We start from the raw sequence: 19,125 nt of genomic DNA, 5'->3' as shown, positions 1-19,125 counted from the left end.
CTATGACACAGATGGCGCTCGTAATCGACCTGAACGTGTGCGTGGGCTGCCACGCATGCGTGACGAGCTGCAAGGAGTGGAACACCTCGGGGGAGGCGGGCAGTCTATCGGATAGCCGCCCCTACGACGCCGATCCTTCCGGCACGTTCTTCAATCGCGTGCAGACCTTCGAGGCCGGCACATTCCCGTTGGCCGACACGATTCATTTCCCGAAGTCGTGCCTGCACTGCGAAGATCCGCCCTGCGTGCCGGTCTGTCCGACCGGCGCCAGCTACAAGCGCAAGGAAGACGGCCTCGTGCTGGTCGACTACGACCGCTGCATCGGCTGCAAGTACTGCTCATGGGCCTGCCCGTATGGCGCGCGCGAGCTGGACGAAGAGCGCAAGGAGATGACCAAGTGCACGCTGTGCTCGGACCGCATCCATAACGAGGCGCTGCCCGAGCGCGACCGCAAGCCTGCCTGCGTGCTCGCATGCCCGACCTCGGCGCGTTTGTTCGGCGACATCCACGACCCGGATTCCGTGGTGTCGAAGGCGATTCGCGAGCGCGGCGGCTATCAGCTGATGCCCGAGTGGGGCACGCGGCCCGCCAATCACTATTTGCCGCGCCAGACGATGTCGTCGTGCGGCAGCGGATCGTGCTCGTGCAAGGGCGAAGCCGCCGATAGCGTACCGGCCTCGATCGAATCGCAGGTCGAACGCGGGGCGCTGAATCTCGCGTCGATCGCGACCCGCTCGCCGGCGCATTAATTACGCCAGAAAGGAACCAATATGAATCCGGCATTTTCCGTGGTGTTTCTTACCACCTTGATCGGCGCGGCGCAGGGGCTCGTGATTGCGCTCGTGGGCGTGGAGGCAGCGGGGCAGCTTGGCCTCGTCGATGGAGCGGCCGTGCCGCAACTCTTCTATGTGGTGGGCGCGGCGCTGTCGTGCGTGCTCGGCGCGGCGGGGCTGCTGGCGTCGTTCTTCCACCTCGGGCATCCCGAGCGCGCGTGGCGCGCCATCGCGATGTGGCGCACCTCGTGGCTCTCGCGCGAATGCCTGTGCCTGCCGCTGTTTCTCGCCTGCTCCTTCGCCTATGGCATGGCGCATGTATTCGGCTGGCCGCATGCGCTCGCAATTGGCGCAGTTGCCGTGCTGACGAGCGGGTTGCTGTTCGTCTGCACGGGCATGATCTACGCGTGCCTGCGCTTCCTCCAGGAATGGGCGACGCCGCTCACGCTCGTCAACTTCGCGCTGCTCGGCTGCGCCTCGGGCTTCACGCTGGCAACGGCATGCGCGGCGTGGCTCGCACCCGCGCTGGTCGGGCCGCTCGCGGTGCTGGCCTGCGTGCTGACGCTCGGCGGCTGTGCTTCGCGCGTCGCCTCGCTCGTGCGCAATGCGCGGCTGCGGCCCAAATCGACGGTACAGAGCGCGACCGGCATCCGCAGCGCACGCGTCGAGCAGAAGTCGCGCGGCTTCACGGCGGGCGCGTTCAACCTGCGCGAGTTCTTCCACGGCAAGACGCCGGCCACGCTCAAGCGGATCAAATGGACCTTCCTCGTGGCCGCGTTTGCCGTGCCGTTCGTGCTCGTCGCATTCGGCGCGAACGTGCGGCCGGTGGGCGCTTCATTGACGCTGCTGTGCGCCGCTGTGGTGATTCAGTATGCGGGGCTCGTGGCCGAGCGGTGGTTCTTCTTCGCGGAAGCGCGGCATCCGCAGAATGTTTATTATCGGCAGGCCTGATTTGCCGGCTTCGGAGTGGGGCACCTGAGTCGGCGCGACCGTGCGCGTTGAAAATCGACGAGTCACGTGTAGCCGTGCCACAGGTGCCCGAGTAAGCGCGTCGCCGTTCGTGCGACCGACCTGCCTTCGCAGACCAGAACGCGTTCGCCTTGAACCCTGCCGCAATTGCGGGTCAGGGCTTCCCGTTGATCGTCACCAGATACCGGGCGATCTCTTCGATACTTTCGGGTGGAAGCGGCGCGCCGTAGACTGCACGCATCTTGGTCACTTCGGCTTTCCAGTCGTCAAACGTCAGCGGTGGTTGCCGCATCACCATACCCGCGGAGTGACATATCAGGCAATGCGCGTTTGCGAGATCCGATCCCGCTCCCTGCGGGAAAGGGTCGCCTGTGGGCAGCGTAACCTGCGCGGTGTTCTCCGCCACGCTGCCCGGTGATTTGGCGGCGGCTACACCCGTTGCGACGGTGCCTGCGAAACAGATGGTGACCCATGCAACCCAAGCCCTCATGATTCGCTCCTCAAGCCGCAACGACGGTCATCGACTCAATCACATTACGCATGTAGCCGCCTGGATTCCAGTTTGGCTTGTCCGGCTGCTGGACACCGTCATTGTTGACAGCCTTCACCTTTAGCGCGAATTGGCCCGCATGCCGCGGAAGGAACGACGCTTCCCAGCGACGAAAGCTATATTTTCCGTGGTCCGGCCCAAGCTTTGCGGGCGTCCATGTCATCCCGTTGTCGGCCGAGAAATGGACCTCCCGGACGCCGGCATCGCCCCCGAACGCAATACCGCGTACCGGCTGCGACCTGCCGACATCCACGACAGCGCCGTCGCTCAGGTTCGTGATGAATGAGCGTGGCACCATCCGGGTGATCGGGACGGTCTTGATTCCGCTCTGACCCGGTGACACGTCCGCATGAGGCGTGTCCGGAATCTGATAGGCCTTGGCCATCCAGAAGTTGGTATCCGGCGTGTCGATGACCTCGATGTCATCGAGCATCTTCACCCAGTAAGTCGAATACCACCCGGGGACGACCAACCGCAGCGGAAACCCGTTCAGAAAGGGCAGCGGCTTGCCGTTCATTGCGAATGCCACCATCACTTCGCCATCGCGGGCGTGATCGACGCTCAGCGCCTTGACGAAGTCGGGCGTAGCCGGAATCGCGCCCGCATCGGCGCCATTGAAGCGCACCTGAACCGCGCCCGCCTTCACGCCCGCGCGGTCCAGAATGTCCTTGAGGCGCACGCCGGTCCAGCGCGCGTTACCCATCGCGCCATTGCCCCACTCTCCGCCCGCAACGCGCGGCTTGAAGAAGCCTCGCGAGTTCCCCGCGCACTGGTTGACGGCGGTGACCTCGACTCGCTCGAACTCCCTGGACAGCTCTGCAAGTCCGAGCACGACTTCGCGCCGCACTGCGCCATGAACCTTGACCCGGAAGCTGCGTGCGTCGATGCTCGTCGGTATGCCGGCCAGGTGCCAGCGCACAAAGAACTGATCGTTGGGTGTGAAAACACCCTGATCGAAAACAGAGAATGGTGTCTCCAGCAGCGGCGGACGGCTGCGGACCAACAGCATTTCGCCTTTTTGTGGAAACGCCGTAGTCAATTCCCGCAGCCCGTTTTCAAAGGGCAGGGTGATTGCATTTGCTGCTCTCGCAACGTCCGACAGCCCCCACGTAAGGCAACCAGCGCCGGCTGCCATGAAGGACTGCAGCAACTGACGACGCCTGATGTTGTATCCGTCGATCATCGCTTTCTCCGAGTCTGCGAACAGGTTGGCGCTTTGGTCGCGCCGGGAGATTCAGCCTGTATCCGAATGAATATATGCACTTCGAAAGCGGGACTCTACGCGGAGTTACCCGAGAGGTTTATCGGCTCGTTCCACTCGATATGCGTCGAAAACGGGTTTGCGAATGACCCGGCATCTCATCGAGCAGCCGGTTGCTCCTCGTATGGCAGCCCCTGCTCCATGAGAAGGGAGGGGTCACGCGATCACTCGTTCTACGACCCAAAGTAGAGCTTTACGTTTTTGGAGCCTGCTCTACAGGCGGGGTAACGCACGGAAACGGCTGGCGCCGTCATGGCGCTGCAGTTGTGCAACGCGGGAACTAGCCTCTTGCAAGGCCTGCGGCGCTGGCTAACGTTTGAAAACGGCTAACAGCGGTTGCAAACGGTTGAAACCAGCCTAGGTTGCAGCCGAATTTGGTAATTGACTTGCGTCAAGATAGTCGCATGGGAGATACGCGGGCGTAACCATGGCATGCTGCTCGCCCAGTGGATCTTGTATCGGCGAGCCGAACCTCATCGCCTCATCGCCGCGCCGAAGCCGAAAGATGATTCTTCAAGAACGCACGTGTGCGGTCCTGCTGCGGATCGCAAAGCAGCTGATCCGGCGGTCCTTCTTCGACCACCACCCCGCGGTCCATGAACACGATCTTGTCGGACACCTCGCCGGCAAAGCGCATTTCGTGGGTGACGATCAGCATGGTCATGTTTTCGGCGGCCAATTGCTTCATAACCGCATTCACCTCGTCGACCAGTTCCGGATCCAGTGCCGATGTGGCTTCGTCGAACAGCATGACCTTGGGCTGCATGGCCAACGATCGCGTAATAGCGACGCGCTGCTTCTGCCCGCCCGACAATTGCGACGGGTAAGCATCGATTTTGTTGGCGAGCCCCACCTTCGAGAGCAACTTCAGCGCGAGTTCGCGAGCGGCATCCTTGTTCATGCCCTTGAGTTTGACCGGACCCAGAATGATATTTTCCAGCACGGTCAAATGCGGAAACAGATTGAAGTGCTGAAACACCATGCCCATCTGCTGCCGCACGGCGTTGATGTGCTTCTCGAACGCGCGCCCCTTCAGCGGCTGATTCACCTGCATGCCGTCGAGCCACACCTCGCCCTGATTCAGGGTCTCCAGATGGTTGATCGAGCGAAGCAGCGTGCTTTTTCCCGACCCGCTCGGCCCGATGATCGCAACGATCTGGCCACGCGAAACGGACAGATCGATGCCCTTCAGGACCTCCACCGCGCCATAAGCTTTGCGGGCGTCCTTCACTTCAACCATGGGTTGCAATGCGCTCATCGCGTCACCTCGATATTTTTTTCGACACGCCGCAAGCCCGATTCCATTGCCAGATTGCACACGTAATAAAGCACGGCCACGCATAAATAAAATTCAAACGGACTGAACGTGTCGCTGATGGCGTGCTGCGCGCTATTGACGAGTTCCGCAATGCCGAGCACCGACACCAGAGACGAGTCCTTCAACAGGACAATCATGTTGTTGCCGATGGGCGGTATGGTTTTCCTCACCGCCTGCGGAATCACGATATGGAGCAGCGTCCGCCAACGGCCAAAACCGATGGAGCGCGCCGCCTCCGTCTGGCCATGGTCGACCGACACGATGCCCGCGCGAATGACGTCCGCGTTGTACGCGGCAAAATGCAGGCTGAGACCGATGATGCCGGCGCCGAAAGCGGGTATGTCGATGCCGATTTGCGCGAGCCCGAAGTAAATCAGAAAGAGCTGCAACAGCAGTGGCGTGCCCATGAACAGCCAGATGAAAAGGCGCACCGGATAGCAGACGAACCTGGGCGCGTAGAGCACGGCAAGCGCGAACACGATGCCGAACACCAGGCTCAGGAACGATGCCGTGACCGTGAGAATCACCGTCCACAGCAGGCCTTTGAGCAGCAGTCCGGTGTAGGGAAAAACGATGCTGAAATCGAGTGGTGACATCCGTGCTTCCTCAGCGGGGCGCGAAGCGCCTGTCCAGCAGATCGACGGCCTTCGCGACGACGTAAATGATGATCATGTATAGGACGGCCGCGATCGCGAAGATTTCGAATGGCTTGTAGGTGGAGCCGATATAGCGTTGCGCGGTATAGGTCAGCTCGACCACGGACACGGTCGAAACCAGTGCCGATCCCTTGACGAGCCCGATCGTGTTCACGCCGAGCGGACGTATCATCAGCCGCGCCGCCTGAGGCAAGACGATGAGCCGCATCGTCTGTGCGCGTGAAAGCCCGACCGAACGCGCGGCTTCGATGTGCCCGCGCTCGACATTCACGATCGCGCCGCGAATGGACTCCGACATGTAAGCGGCAATGTTCAACCCCAGCGCGATGTATCCGGCGGTGAAGGGATCGAGGTTCAGCCCGATCTGCGAGCCGCCGAAGTAGAGAAGGAATAGCTGAACCAGATTGGGCGTGCCGCGAAAGAGGCTGACGTATGCCGTGCAGAGCGTACGCAGGACGCGGTTATCGGAAAGCCGTCCGGCCACCAGGACGACGGCGACGACCAGTCCGATTAGCAGGGCAAGCGTCGAAATCTGCACGGTCACCCATGCCGCCTCCAGAAAAAACGGCAGGGTTCGTAGCATCAAGGTCATTGCAAGATCCATGAAATCTCCAGGGGCGCGAGACCGGGCCGGTCATGCGGGACGTTCAGCGAATATCGCTGCCGATCCACTGTTTGGAGATTTTCTCGTAGGTGCCGTCGGCCTTCATGTCGTCGAGCGCCTTTTGCAACGCCACCTTCAGTTCCGGATTGCCCTTGCGGACCGCGATGCCGATGCTATCCGGCGCCGCTTGCGCATTCGTGATCGTGAGCATCCGGACCTTCTGGCCCGTTTCCTTCACCGCGACCATGACCGGCACGCTATCCATGATGATTGCGTCGATGCGGCCGCTTTGAAGCTCCAGCAGCATCTCGGGCAGCCCCTTGTAGGTGCGCACGTTCCAGCCGTCCTGGGCTTGCGCCCACTTGTCGTTGGTGTCGCCGAGGACCACGCCGACGGTCTTGCCCTTGAGTTGATCGATTTTCTGAATCGGAGAATTCGCCGAGACCACGGCAACCCGTTCGACGTGGTAATACGGGCCGACGAAGTCCACGGCTTTTTCGCGCGCCGGCGTGATCGTCATCGAGGCGACGACGATGTCGTATTTCTTCGCCAGCAGGCCGCCGATGATGCCGTCGAAAGGCGCCGTCACAATCACGGGCTTGAGCTTCAATCGCCTGGCTAACTCTGAACCGATCGAGGCGTCGAAGCCGACGATCTGGTTCTTGTCGTTGGCGAAGCTGAAGGGTGGGTATTGGCCGCTCATCGCGATGCGAAGCTCGCCGCTGCTCTGCAGCGTCTGAAGTTCGTCGGCCGTGGCGGCGGAGTGAACGATAAGCGACAGCGCGATAGCAGCGGTGGCCATCGAGATCAGGCGCTTCAGATTGAGAATCATGGAAGTTGTCTCCTGCTATTTTGATCGTATGTCTATGCCAAGACGATGCGTCGTGAAAATCTTGACATAGTTCCAGTGGGCGGACACCCGGCAATGTGTCCGCGAATCGGAATTTGCGTCGGAATTGACCGGCATTTTGCCGGTTGGGTTGCCGCCCGGCGGCAACCGCACATCGCATTCGTTAGCGCAGCGCGGCCTCGATGCTGTCGCCGAGCACGCTGAGCAAATGATCCGCATTGGCGCGGCTGAAGATCATCGACGGACGCATTTTCAGCACGTTGTCGAAGGGGCCTTCCGTGCCCATCAGCACGCCGCGCTCGCGTGCGCCGTCGCAGATCTTCTTCGCGAGGGCCGTGGCGGGCTCGCGGCTCTTGCGCTCCAGTACCAGTTCGATGCCGAGGAACAAGCCTCGCCCGCGCACGTCGCCGATGACCTCGTAGCGCTTTTGCATCGCGCGGAAACCATCGAGCAGGTAGTGGCCGACTTCGAGCGCGTTGCGCTGCAGGCCGTCGCGTTCAATCACGTCGAGCACGGCGAGACCCGCGGCGCACGACACCGGGTTGCCGGCGAAGGTGTTGAAGTATTCCATGCCGTTGTTGAAGCTGTCGGCCACCTCGCGTGTGGTCACCAGCGCGGCCATCGGATGACCGTTGCCGATAGGCTTGCCCATGGTGACGATATCGGGCACCACGCCCTGCATTTCGAACGCCCACCAGTGGCTTCCGACCCGGCCGAAGCCCACCTGCACTTCGTCGGCTACGCACAGGCCACCGGCTGCGCGCACCATCGCGTAGACCGCTTGCAGATAGCCCTCGGGCAAGAAGATCTGCCCCGCCACGCTGGGAATGGATTCGGCCAGGAACAGCGCGGGCTTGCGGCCCAGCTTGCTCATGGCATCGATCTGCTCGGCGACGCTCTGCGCGAAACGCTTGCCATGCTCTTCGAGCGGCCAGTCCGCTGGCGCGCGGTAGCTGTCGGGAATATCGGCCTGGAATACGTGGTCCGGTTTGCCCTTGCCGCCCTTGCTCTTGTATTTGTAGGGGCTGAGATCGATCAGCTCATGGGTGTTGCCGTGATAGGCCCAGTCGAGCACCAGCGCGTCGCGGTTGCCGGTGTGGTTGCGCGCCATGCGCAGCATCAGGCTATTCGCCTCACTGCCCGAGCACGCGAACGAGGCCACCGATAGCCCTGCGGGCAACGTGGCGGTCAGGCGCTCGGCGTACGTGACGATAGTGTCGTGCAGATAGCGCGTGTTGGTATTGAGGATCGCGGCTTGCCGCGTGATCGCTTCCACCACGTCGGGATGCGCATGGCCGAGATGGCAGACATTGTTGAAGCAGTCGAGGTAGGCGCGGCCGCGATGGTCGATCAGCCAGACGCCGTCGCCGCGCACGAACTTGATCGGCTCCGCATAGGAAATCGACAGATTGGGCAGCAGGACGGCCTTGCGGCGCTCGACGAGTTCGGCGCGCGTGCGTCCGGTCTGCTTGAATGCCTCGGGCGGAATGCCGGCGAGCGCCGCGACGTCCGGAAACAGATCGGCCCATACGTCGAGGTAAGCGGTCTCGCCCACGCCCAGTATTTCGGTTGCCGACAAGCTCACGTCCGTCGACACCTGGAAATGCAGGTGCGGGGTCCAGCCGCCGTTCTCGCCGCTGCGGCCCATATACCCGACGAGGTCGCCTGCGGCCAGCTTCTGCCCCGGCTTCAGGCGCGCGAGCGCTTCGTGTCCCATGTGCCCCCAGAGCGTCACGAACGGTGGGCAGCCTTGTGGCTCGTGCAAGAGCGTGATCAGCCCGCCGTAGTCCTGTGGCTCGGGCTCGATCTGGACGCTGCGGACCGTGGCATCGAGCGGCGTGTAGACCGCGGTGCCGGCCGGCATGAACAGATCGACGCCGAGATGATGAATGCGATGCTGGCCGCTGATGAATCGCGATTCGAACGCGGCATTGCTGTAGACCGTGCGCTGCTCGCCCCACGGCCCCACGCCGAGCTGAATATGATGGCGTTCGCAGAAGTCGTTCCACCACGCGGTGGATTTGTCGGGACGCTGCGCGGCCGAGTCGATCGTCATCTCATGCGAGGCGTCGCCATAGGGCACGAGGGCCTTCGTCAAGGTGGCCGGATGCGGCCGCACGATCGGGGCGAAGTGTTTCGTGTTGGCGGCAATCCAGCGGCGCGTCGCGCCCGCGCCTTCCACCGCATCGAATCCGCAAGCCTTGCGCAGAATGGCCGTGGCAAAGCGCGGATTCATCGCGTCGAGCCGATGCAGCAGCCGCCACGCGGGTGCCTCGCTGATCGAGAGATAGGGGTTGTCTCGCGTGCGGTCGTGGCGCGAAGCCGAGAAAGTCACGCTGATGACGAGGCGCATGGCGATGAGATTGAACAGCACGTCGAGCTCTTCCGGCAGGAGCGGGTACTGGTCGTGAAAGCCGGCGACCAGCGCGCCCGCAGCGCCGATCGGATCTTCGGTGTCGAGGATCGAATAGGCGCACGCGATCGCAACGTCCGCGATCAGCACCGTATGGACGGCGTCGCCGAAGTCGATCAATCCCGCGATGCGGCTGTGATCGGCTTCGTCGACCAGCACGTTCCAGTCGTTGGCGTCGTTATGGACGACCTGGGCGCGCAGGCGCGGCAGCTTCGGCGCGACGTGATTCTCGAAGCGCGCGATAAAGCGTTCGAGCATCGATCGCCTGTCTTCGTCGCGCACGAAATGCAAGCGGGTGCGGGCGCGGGCCGCGTGCCGGACGTCCCAATCCAGATTGCGCAACGCGCCGGGATGCATGAACCCTTGCAAGGCGCGATCGAGATCGCCCATCGCGCGGCCAAGATTGCGCAGCAAATCGAAGCTGCGCTCGACCGTGGCGAGCGGCGTGCCCGGAATCCATTTCGCGAGCCGCACGGCGTGCTCCTCTCCGGTAGACGATACCGTCGACGCCAGCAGTTCGCCGGACAGGCTCGGCTTCAGATACGGGACGGGCATGCCCGAGCCGGCTTCGTTGAGGTGGTGCAGCAGCGCCGTCTGGAGTTCGCTCTCGACCCTGGGTTCGCTGGCGTTCACGATCTTCAGAATCCAGTCCGCACCGGTCTGCGTTTTCAGACGGAAGTTCCGGTCCCGCTCGCCTTCGAGCAAGGAGGCCGTGGCTGTCACGCCAAAAGTCTCTTCACCGAGTTTTTCGGCATCGGCGACAGTGTAGTGAGGTGCGGGACGGGAGAGATCGGTCATTTCGTGCTTCCAGCGTGGATTGACTAAAGGCCTGCTCAAAGCGTTGACGATAAGGAATCCATATTGACGGCCATGCGTGGACTCGAAAATCGTGAGAAGACGCAGAGCAATCCGGACCAAACGGTGAGTCGGGCCAGGGCCCGCGGCTTGCCGGGAAAGTCCTTAGCCGGACCGGCGTTTCGTTGAATGCGCATCCTGACCATATGTTGGCATGCGATGGGATTTACGACATCATGTATGTTGCCGGATTGCCCGGCAAAATGTCGGAATGGACCGGCATGTATTCGGTGGACAGGAAAGGTGACTGATGCGAGAGCTTGATGCAACTGACCGTGAAATTCTGACTGTCCTCTCCAAGGACGCCCGCATTGCGTTGAAGGCCCTGGCGGCCCGCATCGGGTTGTCGCGCAGCGCGACGAGCGAGCGCGTTGCCAATCTCGAGAGGAGCGGCGTGATACGGGGCTATCGCGCGGACATCGGCGAGATCAACCCCAATGTGATTCGCGCGATCCTGATGGTGAGCCTCAAGCGCACGCCCGCGAATCAACTGCTCGACTTGCTGGCGGAGCAGCCCGAAGTGCGGCGCGTTTCATCGGTCAGCGGGGAACTGGATCTGATCGTTGAGATCGAGGCAGGCAATATCGATGGCCTCAATCGTGTCCGCGACTGGGTCGCGAACTACGAGACGGTTGATGACCTGACGACGTCGATTGTCTTGCGGCGCGATATCGATCGGGAGATGCGCTGATCTCATGCGATCCATCGGCGTATCAATCGGAATCCTGAATAAATAAACCGTGCCGCGCCGGCCATGAATGGGAGCGTTTCCAGCCCCGCAGCCGGTTATTCGCCTGCAATGTAAATAAATCGAAAGCAGCCGAAATATCCCGTCATGAAAATGAAGTGATGCTGAAAGCAACCCGGAGATTTCGCTCATGCATTCCGGATCAATCGCCCTCCGCCGTATTTCGATTGATCGTTCAATCAACTTAAAGCCCCATCCTGCGGTGCTTGCAGCCCCGTTTTGTCGCATCTGCGCAAGACCTCGTCGTAATTGCTACGTTTGTCCGCTTTTTGCCAAACGACTATTGACCGTGGGATGCACGCCTTCGCTTGCTTTCTTCCCGTAAGCCCCACCACAGCGAGTGACGGACCGGGGAAGCGGGGCGGGCACGCAGCTTGCGCCGGGCCACACGCAGTCCGTCCGCGAGCTTGCCGCCATCCCTTCCATGCGGAACCGATCGACGCTGTGCCAATCTCGAGGAGACGAAGATGAGCCGATTCCAGACCCTGCAGGCCTGCGCGCTGTTGTTTGCCGCGGCTGCCTGTTCCAGCACCTATGCGGCGGATCCCGCCGAATGCAAGGCGGTGCGCTTCGCCGACGTCGGCTGGACCGACATCGCGGCGACCACCGGTGTCGCGTCCACCATACTGGCCGGGCTCGGCTATGAGCCCACCAAGACCATCGCGTCGGTGCCTATCACGTTCGCGGGTCTGAAGAGCAAGCAGATCGACGTGTTCCTCGGTTACTGGTCGCCGACCATGGACCCGATGATCGCGCCGTTCACGAAAGCGGGCTCGATCAAGGTGCTGCCGACGCCGAACCTCACCGGCGCCAAATACACGCTCGCCGTGCCCGACTATGTGTATCAGGGCGGCCTGCATTCGTTCCAGGACATCGCGAAGTTCGCCGATAAATTGCAGGGCCGGATATACGGCATCGAGCCGGGCAACGACGGCAACCAGTTGATCCAGAAAATGATCACCTCGAACCAGTACGGCCTCGGCAAGTTCAAGCTCGTGGAGTCGAGCGAGGCGGGCATGCTGGTGCAGGTGAACCGGGCCGTGCGCGACAAGCAATGGGTGGTGTTCCTCGGCTGGGAGCCGCATCCGATGAACGTGCAGATGAAGATCGATTACCTCTCGGGCGGCGACGACGTCTTCGGGCCTAATTACGGCGAGGCTAAGGTCCTGACCGCGGAACCGCCCGATTACAGCACGCGCTGCCCGAACGTCGCGAAGTTCGTCTCCAACCTGCAGTTCACGACCGCCATCGAGAACCACCTGATGGTGCCTATTGCGGCCAAGGAAGACCCGAACAAGGCCGCTGCCGACTGGCTCAAGACCAATCCGCAGATGCTCGACAAGTGGCTCGCCGGGGTGACGACCCTCGACGGCAAGCCGGGCCTGCCCGCGGTGCGCGCGTATCTGGGCGCGCACTGACCTGCCTTTTCAGGCACGCCGCCGCCGTTCGCACCCGCTTGCGGACGGCCGGGACGCAGGGCGTCAAGGGCGCGCGGTGCAATTGCGCGCCTTTGACGATCCCTGAACGCCCCAATTGGCGCGGCAATTTTGTTTAGTTAGCGTAAGACCTCAGGAGGAATTGGATGGAGCAAGCGGGAATACGTGCGCGGAGTGCCGACGAAGTTGGCGCACGGAGCGAACACAGCCACGCGTTGCAGCGCGGCCTCACCTGGAAAGACGCATTTTGGGTCACGAGCGGCGTACCGGCCGGAGTGCTTTTCACGATCGGCGGCGTATGCGCGACGATAGGCCAGCCGGCCTGGGCCATCTGGATCGCATCGATCACGATGGGCCTCGTGCAAAGCGCCACGTATGCCGAGATTTCCGGCCTGTTCCCGCATAAATCGGGCGGCGCGTCGGTGTACGGCGCGATTGGCTGGGTACGCTACAGCAAGATGATTGCGCCGGTTTCGGTGTGGTGCAACTGGCTCGCCTGGTCGCCCATGCTCGCACTCGGCTGCGGCCTCGCCGCGAATTACGCGCTATCCACGCTGTTCGCTCCCGACGCGGCCATTCTGCAATGGCGCTGGACGCTCGCGAACCTGGACTTCATCAAGCCCGGCCTCACGCTGCGCATCAACGCGACTTTTCTGATTGCGGCGGCGTTCCTGCTCATCACGTTCCGGCTTCAGCATAGCGGCGCGTCGAAAGCCGCAAAAACGCAGAAGATTCTGGGCATTGCCTCACTTACACCGCTGCTGATCGTGGGCCTCGTGCCGTTCGTGACCGGCGACGTGCCCGCCACGCATCTCTTTCCGCTGCTGCCGCTCGGCCACGACGCGCACGGCAATCTGACCGCCTCGGTGTTTGGCGCATGGAATGGCCAGGGCGTGGTGATGGCGCTGGGCGCCATGTTCATGGCCGGCTGGGCCTCGTACGGCTTCGAGACCGCCGTGTGCTACACGCGTGAATTCCGCGATCCGCGCCGCGACACCGCGCGTGCGATTTTCTGGTCGGGCGCACTGTGCCTCGTGGTGATGACGCTCGTGCCGCTCGCTTTTCAGGGCTCGCTGGGCATGCAGGCCATGCTCGATCCGCGCATTGGTGACGGCACCGGCGTGGGCATGGCGATGGCGTCCATCGTGGGCGGCGGCGCATGGGTCGGCAACGCGGTGGTCGTGATGCTGATGCTCTCGATCCTGCTGATCGTGATGACTTCGATGATGGGATCCTCGCGCACGCTTTATCAGGCATCGGTGGACGGCTGGCTGCCGCGCTACCTCTCGCGCGTGAACGAGCACGGCGCGCCGACTGCTGCGATGTGGACGGATCTGGGCTTCAACCTCGTGCTGCTGGCGATGTCCGACTACATGACGGTACTGTCCATCTCGAACGTCTGCTACATGCTGTTTGTGTTTCTTAACCTGCAATCGGGCTGGATTCATCGCATGGATCGTCCAGCATGGGACCGTCCGTTCCGCTGCCCGACGTGGCTCTTGGCGCTGGGCGCGCTTTGCGGCTACGCGAATCTCGTGTTCGTTGGCGCGGGTGCGAATCTGCAAGGCGAGAATACCCTGCGCGATGGCTTGATTGCGATGCTGCTGATCGTGCCGGTGTTTGCGTATCGCCATTACTGGCAGGATCGCGGCCATTTTCCGGTGGGCAGCGCGCTCGATATGGAGGTGCAGATTCCGGCACGCAGCAAGTGGCGCGATATGTTGCCTTATGCCGCGTTGATTGGCGCAGCGTTGACGATTGCGGTTTCACATTATTTCGCGTCGAAGGTTTAGCAGGGCGGTTTTAATCTCCAGTGGCTGGTTTTGCGGCGTCACGTGGGCATCGGGAGTTTCGGTGCCGCGTGGCGCTGTTTTGTTTTTGTGTGCTGCCGCAACCATCAGGTGGCTAACCCTTCTCCTGCGATCTGGCATCTACCGTTCTCTTGCGCGTCCTCATGGCCCCGAATGCTGGCTTCGGGCAAATTTGCTCTAATTTCACAAATTTGCTAATACCCGGGCACCGGCATGTGTATTCGCGCTGGCTACGTGCGGCTGCTCGGCGTCATGGAGAAATTTGGCGCCGACCTGCGGATGCCGCATGCACGTGCCATGGGAAGTGGACTGTTTGAACTTCGTCCACGCGGTCATGAAGGCATCGGGCGCGTTTTCTATTGCACACAAGTGGGCGAGTGCATCGTCATCCTGCATTCATTCGTCAAGAAGACACAGGAAACACCCGCTGCTGAATTGGCTAAGGCGAGGGTGCAGCGCGAACTCGAAGATAAATACAACCCTGTACCGCACACAAAAGCCGACACTGACCGGATGATGCGCGACCCCGGGTTCAAGGCTGCGTACGAGGCATTGGCAAAAGAATTCACGGCGCTTGACGCGCTGCTCACGGCCCGCAAGGAGGCGGGTCTTATGCAGGCGCAGGTTGCCGAGCGCATGGGTACGACGACATCGGCGGTATCCCGTCTCGAGTCGTCCCTCGCGAGCGAAAAGCATTCGCCGTCGCTGGCGACGCTGCGCAAGTACGCAGCGGCATGCGGAAAGATCCTGCGGATCTCACTCGTATAAAGCTAGCGGGCCAGAATCTCCGCGCTTCGCGCTTCGATTCCGGCCCGCAACGCATACCTGGTTATTCAGGTATCCGATGGACTGAACAACTTACGATACCGCGTGCGTCTTCCGCTTGTTCCCGCCCGGCGCCGTTTTCATTCCCGTTCCGCCCGCCGGACGCAGCGGCAAATCCCCGCCGCGTGCCGGCGCGCCATTGGCCACGTAATACGGTGCCGTCGACCGCGCCAGCGGATTACGACCGCGAATCCGATCAGCAATCTTTTCGGCAAGCATGATCGTCGGAGCGTTCAAATTGCCGGTGGTAATGCGCGGCATGATTGACGCATCCACCACGCGCAGCCCATCGATGCCGTGCACGCGGCCTTCCGCATCGACCACCGCCATGTCGTCATAGCCCATCGCGCACGAGCACGACGGGTGAAACGCCGTCTCGGCGCGGTTGCGCACGAAGGCGTCGATCTGCGCGTCGGTCTTGAGCTCCGCGCCGGGGTTCAACTCGCGGCCACGGTAGCGATCGAGCGCGGGCTGCGCGATGATCTCGCGCGTGATGCGAATCGCGTCGCGGAACTCGCGCCAGTCGAGCGCTTCGGACATGTAGTTAAAGAGAATCGACGGATGCTCGTTCGGGTCGCGCGAGCGCAGTTTCACGCGGCCACGGCTCGGCGAGCGCATCGAGCCGACGTGCGCCTGAAAGCCGTGCATCTTGATCGCATTGCTGCCGTTGTAATTGATCGCAACGGGCAGGAAGTGATACTGGATGTTGGGCCACGGGTCGTCGTCGCGCGTGCGGATGAAGCCGCCTGCCTCGAAATGGTTGCTCGCGCCCATGCCGGTGCCGCGCAGCAGCCATTCGAGCCCGATAGCGGGCTGATTGCGCTTGAGCAGTGCGGGGTAGAGCGAGACGGGCTCCTTGCACTCGTACTGCATGTACATTTCCAGGTGATCCTGAAGATTCTGTCCCACGCCGGGCAGATCGAGCACGATGGGAATGCCGAGTTCGCGCAGCCATGCGCCGGGGCCCACCCCCGAGCGCTGCAAGAGTTGCGGCGAGCCGATCGCGCCCGAGCACACCAGCACCTCGCGGCGCGCGTAGCGCGTCACTTGTGCGCCGCCGTCGAGAAACACCACACCGTTCGCGCGCTTGCCGCTGAACAGGATCCGGTCGGTGATCGCGTGCGTGACGATGTCGATGTTGGGCCGCTGCTTGGCCTGGTCCAGGTAGCCGCGCGCGGTGCTCGCGCGCCGGCCCTTGGCGGTCACGGTGCGGTCCATCGGCCCGAAGCCTTCCTGGCGGTAGCCGTTGAGGTCGTCGGTGCGCGGGTAGCCGGCCTGCACGCCGGCTTCCACCATCGCCTCGAACAGCGGGTTCACGCCCGGCTTGCTGGTCGTCACATGCACGGGGCCTTCACCGCCGTGGTAGTCGTTCGCGCCCACGTCGCGCGTTTCCGCCTTGCGGAAGTAGGGCAGGCAATCCAGATAGCTCCAGTTTTCCAGCCCTTTGCGCTCGGCCCAGCCGTCGTAATCGAGCGCGTTGCCGCGGATGTAGCACATGCCGTTGATGAGCGACGATCCACCGAGCCCCTTGCCGCGCCCGCATTCCATGCGCCGGTTATCCATGAACGGCTCCGGGTCGGTCTCGTAGGCCCAGTTGTAGCGGCGGCCCTGCAACGGATACGCGAGCGCGGCCGGCATCTGCGTGCGGAAGTCGAAGCGGTAGTCCGGGCCGCCCGCCTCCAGCAGCAGGACCGTGACGTCGCGGTCCTCGGTAAGGCGGGTGGCGAGTACGTTGCCCGCCGATCCCGCGCCGATGATGATGTAGTCGTACTCTTGCGCTGCCATGCCGTGCCTCCTCCAATTCCCTCGAATTCGCTCAGAAAGCGGGACGATACGTTCCCAGCTCGACTTGAACGGATTTGATGCGCGTGTAGTGTTCGAGTGTCGTGATGCCGTTCTCGCGTCCCACGCCCGATTGCTTGTAGCCGCCCACCGGCATTTCGGCGGGCGATTCGCCCCAGGTGTTGATCCAGCAGATGCCCGCTTCGAGGCGGTGAATCACGCGATGCGCGCGCGACAGATTTTCGGTGACCACACCGGCGGCGAGACCGTAAATCGTGTCGTTCGCGCGTGCGATGACTTCGGATTCCTCAGTGAACGAGAGAATGCTCATGACCGGGCCGAAGATTTCCTCGCGCACGATCTTCATGTCGTCGCGGCAGGCGGAGAACACGGTCGGCTGCACATACTGGCCGCGTGCGAATTCGCCTTCCACGAGGCGCGCGCCGCCTGCGAGCAGCCGTGCGCCTTCGCGCTTGCCGCTTTCGATAAAGCCGAGCACCTTGTCGAGCTGCCCGGCGCTCGCGAGCGGGCCGAAGTTGGTGGCGGGGTCGCCGGGGTGGCCCACGCGAATGCGCGCCACGCGCTCCAGCACGCGCTTTTCGAATTCGGGCAGCACGGACGCATGTACGAACACGCGCGTGCCATTGGTGCAGACCTGGCCTGAGCTGAAGAAGTTGGCGGTGACCGCGATATCGGCGGCGCGATCGATATCGGCGTCTTCGAACACGATCAACGGCGACTTGCCGCCGAGCTCCATCGTCACTTCCTTGAGTGACGATCCGCCCGCCGCTGCCATGACTTTCTTGCCCGTTTCCACGCCACCCGTGAACGAGATTTTCTCGATGTCGGGATGCGTGCTGAGCATCGCGCCCACGCGCGAGTCGCCTTGCACGACGTTGAATACGCCCGGCGGCACGCCCGCTTCGAGATAGATTTCGGCGAGCTTCGAGGCAGACAGCGGCGTGACTTCGCTCGGCTTGAAGATCATCGCATTGCCGGCGGCCAGCGCGGGGGCCGACTTCCAGCACGCGATCTGAATCGGGTAATTCCATGCGCCAATGCCGGCTGTGACGCCCAGCGGCTCGCGGCGCGTGTAGACGAAGGAATCGGTGCGCAGCGGAATCTGCTGGCCTTCGATGGCGGTGGCAAGCCCGGCATAATACTCGATCACATCGGCGCCCGTGACGATGTCCACGGCGCTCGTTTCGGCGATTGGCTTGCCCGTGTCGCGCGTTTCCAGCGCGGCGAGTTCGTTGTTGCGCGCCCGCAGCAGCTCGACCGCGCGGCGCAGGATGCGCGAGCGCTCCATGGCCGTCATGGCGGCCCAAACGCGCTGACCGGCGCGCGCCGATTGTACGGCGCGGTCGATATCGGCGGGGCTGGCTTGCTGCACCGTCGCGAGCGTTTCGCCGGTGGCGGGGTCGCGCGTTTCGAAGGTCTCGCCACTGGTGGCGTCGGTGAATGCGCCGTCGATGAAGAGGCGTTCGAGCGGATAAACAGACATGATGGATAACTCCGTGACTTCCAGTGCTTGCGCGATCAGGCGGACTTGCCCGAGCGCGCCTTGGCGCGCTTTTCGAGCATCAAATCGATGTATTCGTTGGCGACCCGCAGGGCGGCCCTGGTATCGAACGGCTCGCCGGTGAGGGTGCCGCGCAGCCACAGGCCGTCGATCATGGCGGCCAGACCGGTGGCCGCGCGCCGCGACGCCGCGCGTGGCAGAACCCTCTCGAACTCTGCACACAGGTTTGAATAGAGCCGCCGCGTGTTCACGCGCTGCAGGCGGCGCAGCGCGGGCTGGTGCATGCTCTCGGCCCAGAATGCGAGCCAGGTCTTCATGACCGGTGTGTTCACCTGCGAGACGTCGAAATTGGCGGCGACGATGGCGCGCAAACGCGCGCGCGGCTCGTCTTTCGCCGCCGTGCGGCGCCGCATGGTGGCTTCCCAGAGATCGCGCAGGATATGGCGCATGGTGGCCTCGAGCAGGCCGTCCTTGCCGCCGAAATAGTGACTGACGATCCCGGTGGAAATATTCGCGTGCTGCGCGACCGTGGCAAGCGTCGTGCCCGACAGTCCGGACTGGTCGATCGATTGCAGGGTCGCATCAATGAGTTGCGCGCGACGCACGTCGCGCATTCCGATCTTGGGCATGGCGATTCTTCAGGGCGGGTCCTGGGAAGATTCTCACTCTAGTCGTTTTTTATTGAACGATCAATCAATAAAAACGGCTTCATAGCGGGGCGGCGCATTTCCCCAAGTACGCGTCGTGTCTAC

16 protein-coding genes are annotated in these 19,125 nt (G+C 62.6%); 6 read left to right on the top strand and 10 right to left on the bottom strand.

Annotated elements, in window-relative coordinates; genetic code table 11:
• Positions 1–2 precede the first annotated feature (2 nt).
• Entirely contained in the window at positions 3–749 is a 747-nt protein-coding gene (locus tag P5W98_RS28770) for a 4Fe-4S dicluster domain-containing protein (protein WP_421027197.1), read from the top strand.
• A 21-nt stretch (positions 750–770) separates the two neighbouring features.
• The gene (locus tag P5W98_RS28765; RefSeq protein WP_421027196.1) at positions 771–1,724 is read left to right on the top strand and encodes a dimethyl sulfoxide reductase anchor subunit family protein; all 954 of its coding nucleotides are present in this window, start codon (positions 771–773) and stop codon (positions 1,722–1,724) included.
• Between the two features lie 172 nt (positions 1,725–1,896).
• Here the strand turns inward: P5W98_RS28765 and P5W98_RS28760 are convergent, their stop codons facing one another.
• The 7 genes from P5W98_RS28760 to P5W98_RS28730 all read right to left on the bottom strand — a co-directional run bounded on the left by P5W98_RS28760 (position 1,897) and on the right by P5W98_RS28730 (position 10,192).
• The gene (locus P5W98_RS28760) at positions 1,897–2,232 is read right to left on the bottom strand and encodes a c-type cytochrome (RefSeq protein ID WP_421027195.1); all 336 of its coding nucleotides are present in this window, start codon (positions 2,230–2,232) and stop codon (positions 1,897–1,899) included.
• A 10-nt stretch (positions 2,233–2,242) separates the two neighbouring features.
• Entirely contained in the window at positions 2,243–3,475 is a 1,233-nt protein-coding gene (locus P5W98_RS28755; RefSeq protein WP_421027194.1) for a molybdopterin-dependent oxidoreductase, read from the bottom strand.
• Between the two features lie 559 nt (positions 3,476–4,034).
• Positions 4,035–4,793, bottom strand: a complete 759-nt coding sequence (locus tag P5W98_RS28750; protein ID WP_421027999.1) for an amino acid ABC transporter ATP-binding protein — start codon at positions 4,791–4,793, stop codon at positions 4,035–4,037.
• A gap of 14 nt (positions 4,794–4,807) precedes the next feature.
• Complete coding sequence (locus P5W98_RS28745) at positions 4,808–5,467, bottom strand: amino acid ABC transporter permease (RefSeq protein WP_421027193.1); 660 nt, start codon at positions 5,465–5,467, stop codon at positions 4,808–4,810.
• Between the two features lie 10 nt (positions 5,468–5,477).
• On the bottom strand, positions 5,478–6,131 hold the full coding sequence (locus tag P5W98_RS28740; protein WP_421027192.1) for an amino acid ABC transporter permease: 654 nt from the start codon (positions 6,129–6,131) through the stop codon (positions 5,478–5,480).
• Positions 6,132–6,174: 43 nt separating this feature from the next.
• Positions 6,175–6,963 carry an ABC transporter substrate-binding protein gene (locus P5W98_RS28735; protein ID WP_421027191.1) on the bottom strand — a complete coding sequence of 263 codons (789 nt, stop codon included), beginning with the start codon at positions 6,961–6,963 and terminating at the stop codon, positions 6,175–6,177.
• A gap of 181 nt (positions 6,964–7,144) precedes the next feature.
• Positions 7,145–10,192, bottom strand: coding sequence for an aminotransferase class III-fold pyridoxal phosphate-dependent enzyme (locus P5W98_RS28730; protein WP_421027190.1), 3,048 nt, complete (start codon positions 10,190–10,192; stop codon positions 7,145–7,147).
• A gap of 307 nt (positions 10,193–10,499) precedes the next feature.
• Here P5W98_RS28730 and P5W98_RS28725 point away from each other — a divergent pair, with 307 nt between their 5' ends.
• From P5W98_RS28725 to P5W98_RS28710, 4 genes are all read left to right on the top strand, one after another.
• Positions 10,500–10,940, top strand: a complete 441-nt coding sequence (locus P5W98_RS28725; RefSeq protein WP_213306635.1) for an Lrp/AsnC family transcriptional regulator — start codon at positions 10,500–10,502, stop codon at positions 10,938–10,940.
• Positions 10,941–11,464: 524 nt separating this feature from the next.
• The gene (locus P5W98_RS28720) at positions 11,465–12,415 is read left to right on the top strand and encodes a choline ABC transporter substrate-binding protein (RefSeq protein ID WP_421027189.1); all 951 of its coding nucleotides are present in this window, start codon (positions 11,465–11,467) and stop codon (positions 12,413–12,415) included.
• 164 nt (positions 12,416–12,579) lie between these two features.
• A complete protein-coding gene (locus tag P5W98_RS28715; RefSeq protein ID WP_421027188.1) occupies positions 12,580–14,226 on the top strand; it encodes an APC family permease in 1,647 nt (548 codons plus the stop codon).
• Positions 14,227–14,457: 231 nt separating this feature from the next.
• Positions 14,458–15,012, top strand: a complete 555-nt coding sequence (locus P5W98_RS28710) for a type II toxin-antitoxin system RelE/ParE family toxin (RefSeq protein WP_421027187.1) — start codon at positions 14,458–14,460, stop codon at positions 15,010–15,012.
• Positions 15,013–15,102: 90 nt separating this feature from the next.
• Here P5W98_RS28710 and betA read toward each other — a convergent pair whose 3' ends face one another.
• From betA to betI, 3 genes are read right to left on the bottom strand one after another with little or no spacing between them, the layout of a single operon-like run.
• Positions 15,103–16,854 (bottom strand): choline dehydrogenase, encoded by a 1,752-nt coding sequence (gene betA / locus P5W98_RS28705; RefSeq protein WP_421027186.1) that lies wholly within the window; start codon positions 16,852–16,854, stop codon positions 15,103–15,105.
• 31 nt (positions 16,855–16,885) lie between these two features.
• Positions 16,886–18,355: a betaine-aldehyde dehydrogenase gene (betB, locus tag P5W98_RS28700; protein WP_421027185.1), complete on the bottom strand. Its 1,470-nt coding sequence runs from the start codon at positions 18,353–18,355 to the stop codon at positions 16,886–16,888.
• Positions 18,356–18,390: 35 nt separating this feature from the next.
• Positions 18,391–19,002 carry a transcriptional regulator BetI gene (betI, locus tag P5W98_RS28695; protein WP_421027184.1) on the bottom strand — a complete coding sequence of 204 codons (612 nt, stop codon included), beginning with the start codon at positions 19,000–19,002 and terminating at the stop codon, positions 18,391–18,393.
• Positions 19,003–19,125: the final 123 nt, after the last annotated feature.

Source organism: Paraburkholderia sp. A1BS-2L (assembly GCF_051125205.1).
Lineage (GTDB): Bacteria > Pseudomonadota > Gammaproteobacteria > Burkholderiales > Burkholderiaceae > Paraburkholderia.
This window is presented reverse-complemented; position numbering and strand designations above follow the sequence as displayed.

Excerpts from the sequence above, each read along its gene's own strand:
- P5W98_RS28770 (WP_421027197.1), top strand. The coding sequence starts at position 3 with ATGACACAGATGGCGCTCGTAATCGACCTGAACGTGTGCGTGGGCTGC.
- P5W98_RS28765 (WP_421027196.1), top strand. The coding sequence starts at position 771 with ATGAATCCGGCATTTTCCGTGGTGTTTCTTACCACCTTGATCGGCGCG.
- P5W98_RS28760 (WP_421027195.1), bottom strand. The coding sequence starts at position 2,232 with ATGAGGGCTTGGGTTGCATGGGTCACCATCTGTTTCGCAGGCACCGTC.
- P5W98_RS28755 (WP_421027194.1), bottom strand. The coding sequence starts at position 3,475 with ATGATCGACGGATACAACATCAGGCGTCGTCAGTTGCTGCAGTCCTTC.
- P5W98_RS28750 (WP_421027999.1), bottom strand. The coding sequence starts at position 4,793 with ATGGTTGAAGTGAAGGACGCCCGCAAAGCTTATGGCGCGGTGGAGGTC.
- P5W98_RS28745 (WP_421027193.1), bottom strand. The coding sequence starts at position 5,467 with ATGTCACCACTCGATTTCAGCATCGTTTTTCCCTACACCGGACTGCTG.
- P5W98_RS28740 (WP_421027192.1), bottom strand. The coding sequence starts at position 6,131 with ATGGATCTTGCAATGACCTTGATGCTACGAACCCTGCCGTTTTTTCTG.
- P5W98_RS28735 (WP_421027191.1), bottom strand. The coding sequence starts at position 6,963 with ATGATTCTCAATCTGAAGCGCCTGATCTCGATGGCCACCGCTGCTATC.
- P5W98_RS28730 (WP_421027190.1), bottom strand. The coding sequence starts at position 10,192 with ATGACCGATCTCTCCCGTCCCGCACCTCACTACACTGTCGCCGATGCC.
- P5W98_RS28725 (WP_213306635.1), top strand. The coding sequence starts at position 10,500 with ATGCGAGAGCTTGATGCAACTGACCGTGAAATTCTGACTGTCCTCTCC.
- P5W98_RS28720 (WP_421027189.1), top strand. The coding sequence starts at position 11,465 with ATGAGCCGATTCCAGACCCTGCAGGCCTGCGCGCTGTTGTTTGCCGCG.
- P5W98_RS28715 (WP_421027188.1), top strand. The coding sequence starts at position 12,580 with ATGGAGCAAGCGGGAATACGTGCGCGGAGTGCCGACGAAGTTGGCGCA.
- P5W98_RS28710 (WP_421027187.1), top strand. The coding sequence starts at position 14,458 with ATGTGTATTCGCGCTGGCTACGTGCGGCTGCTCGGCGTCATGGAGAAA.
- betA (WP_421027186.1), bottom strand. The coding sequence starts at position 16,854 with ATGGCAGCGCAAGAGTACGACTACATCATCATCGGCGCGGGATCGGCG.
- betB (WP_421027185.1), bottom strand. The coding sequence starts at position 18,355 with ATGTCTGTTTATCCGCTCGAACGCCTCTTCATCGACGGCGCATTCACC.
- betI (WP_421027184.1), bottom strand. The coding sequence starts at position 19,002 with ATGCCCAAGATCGGAATGCGCGACGTGCGTCGCGCGCAACTCATTGAT.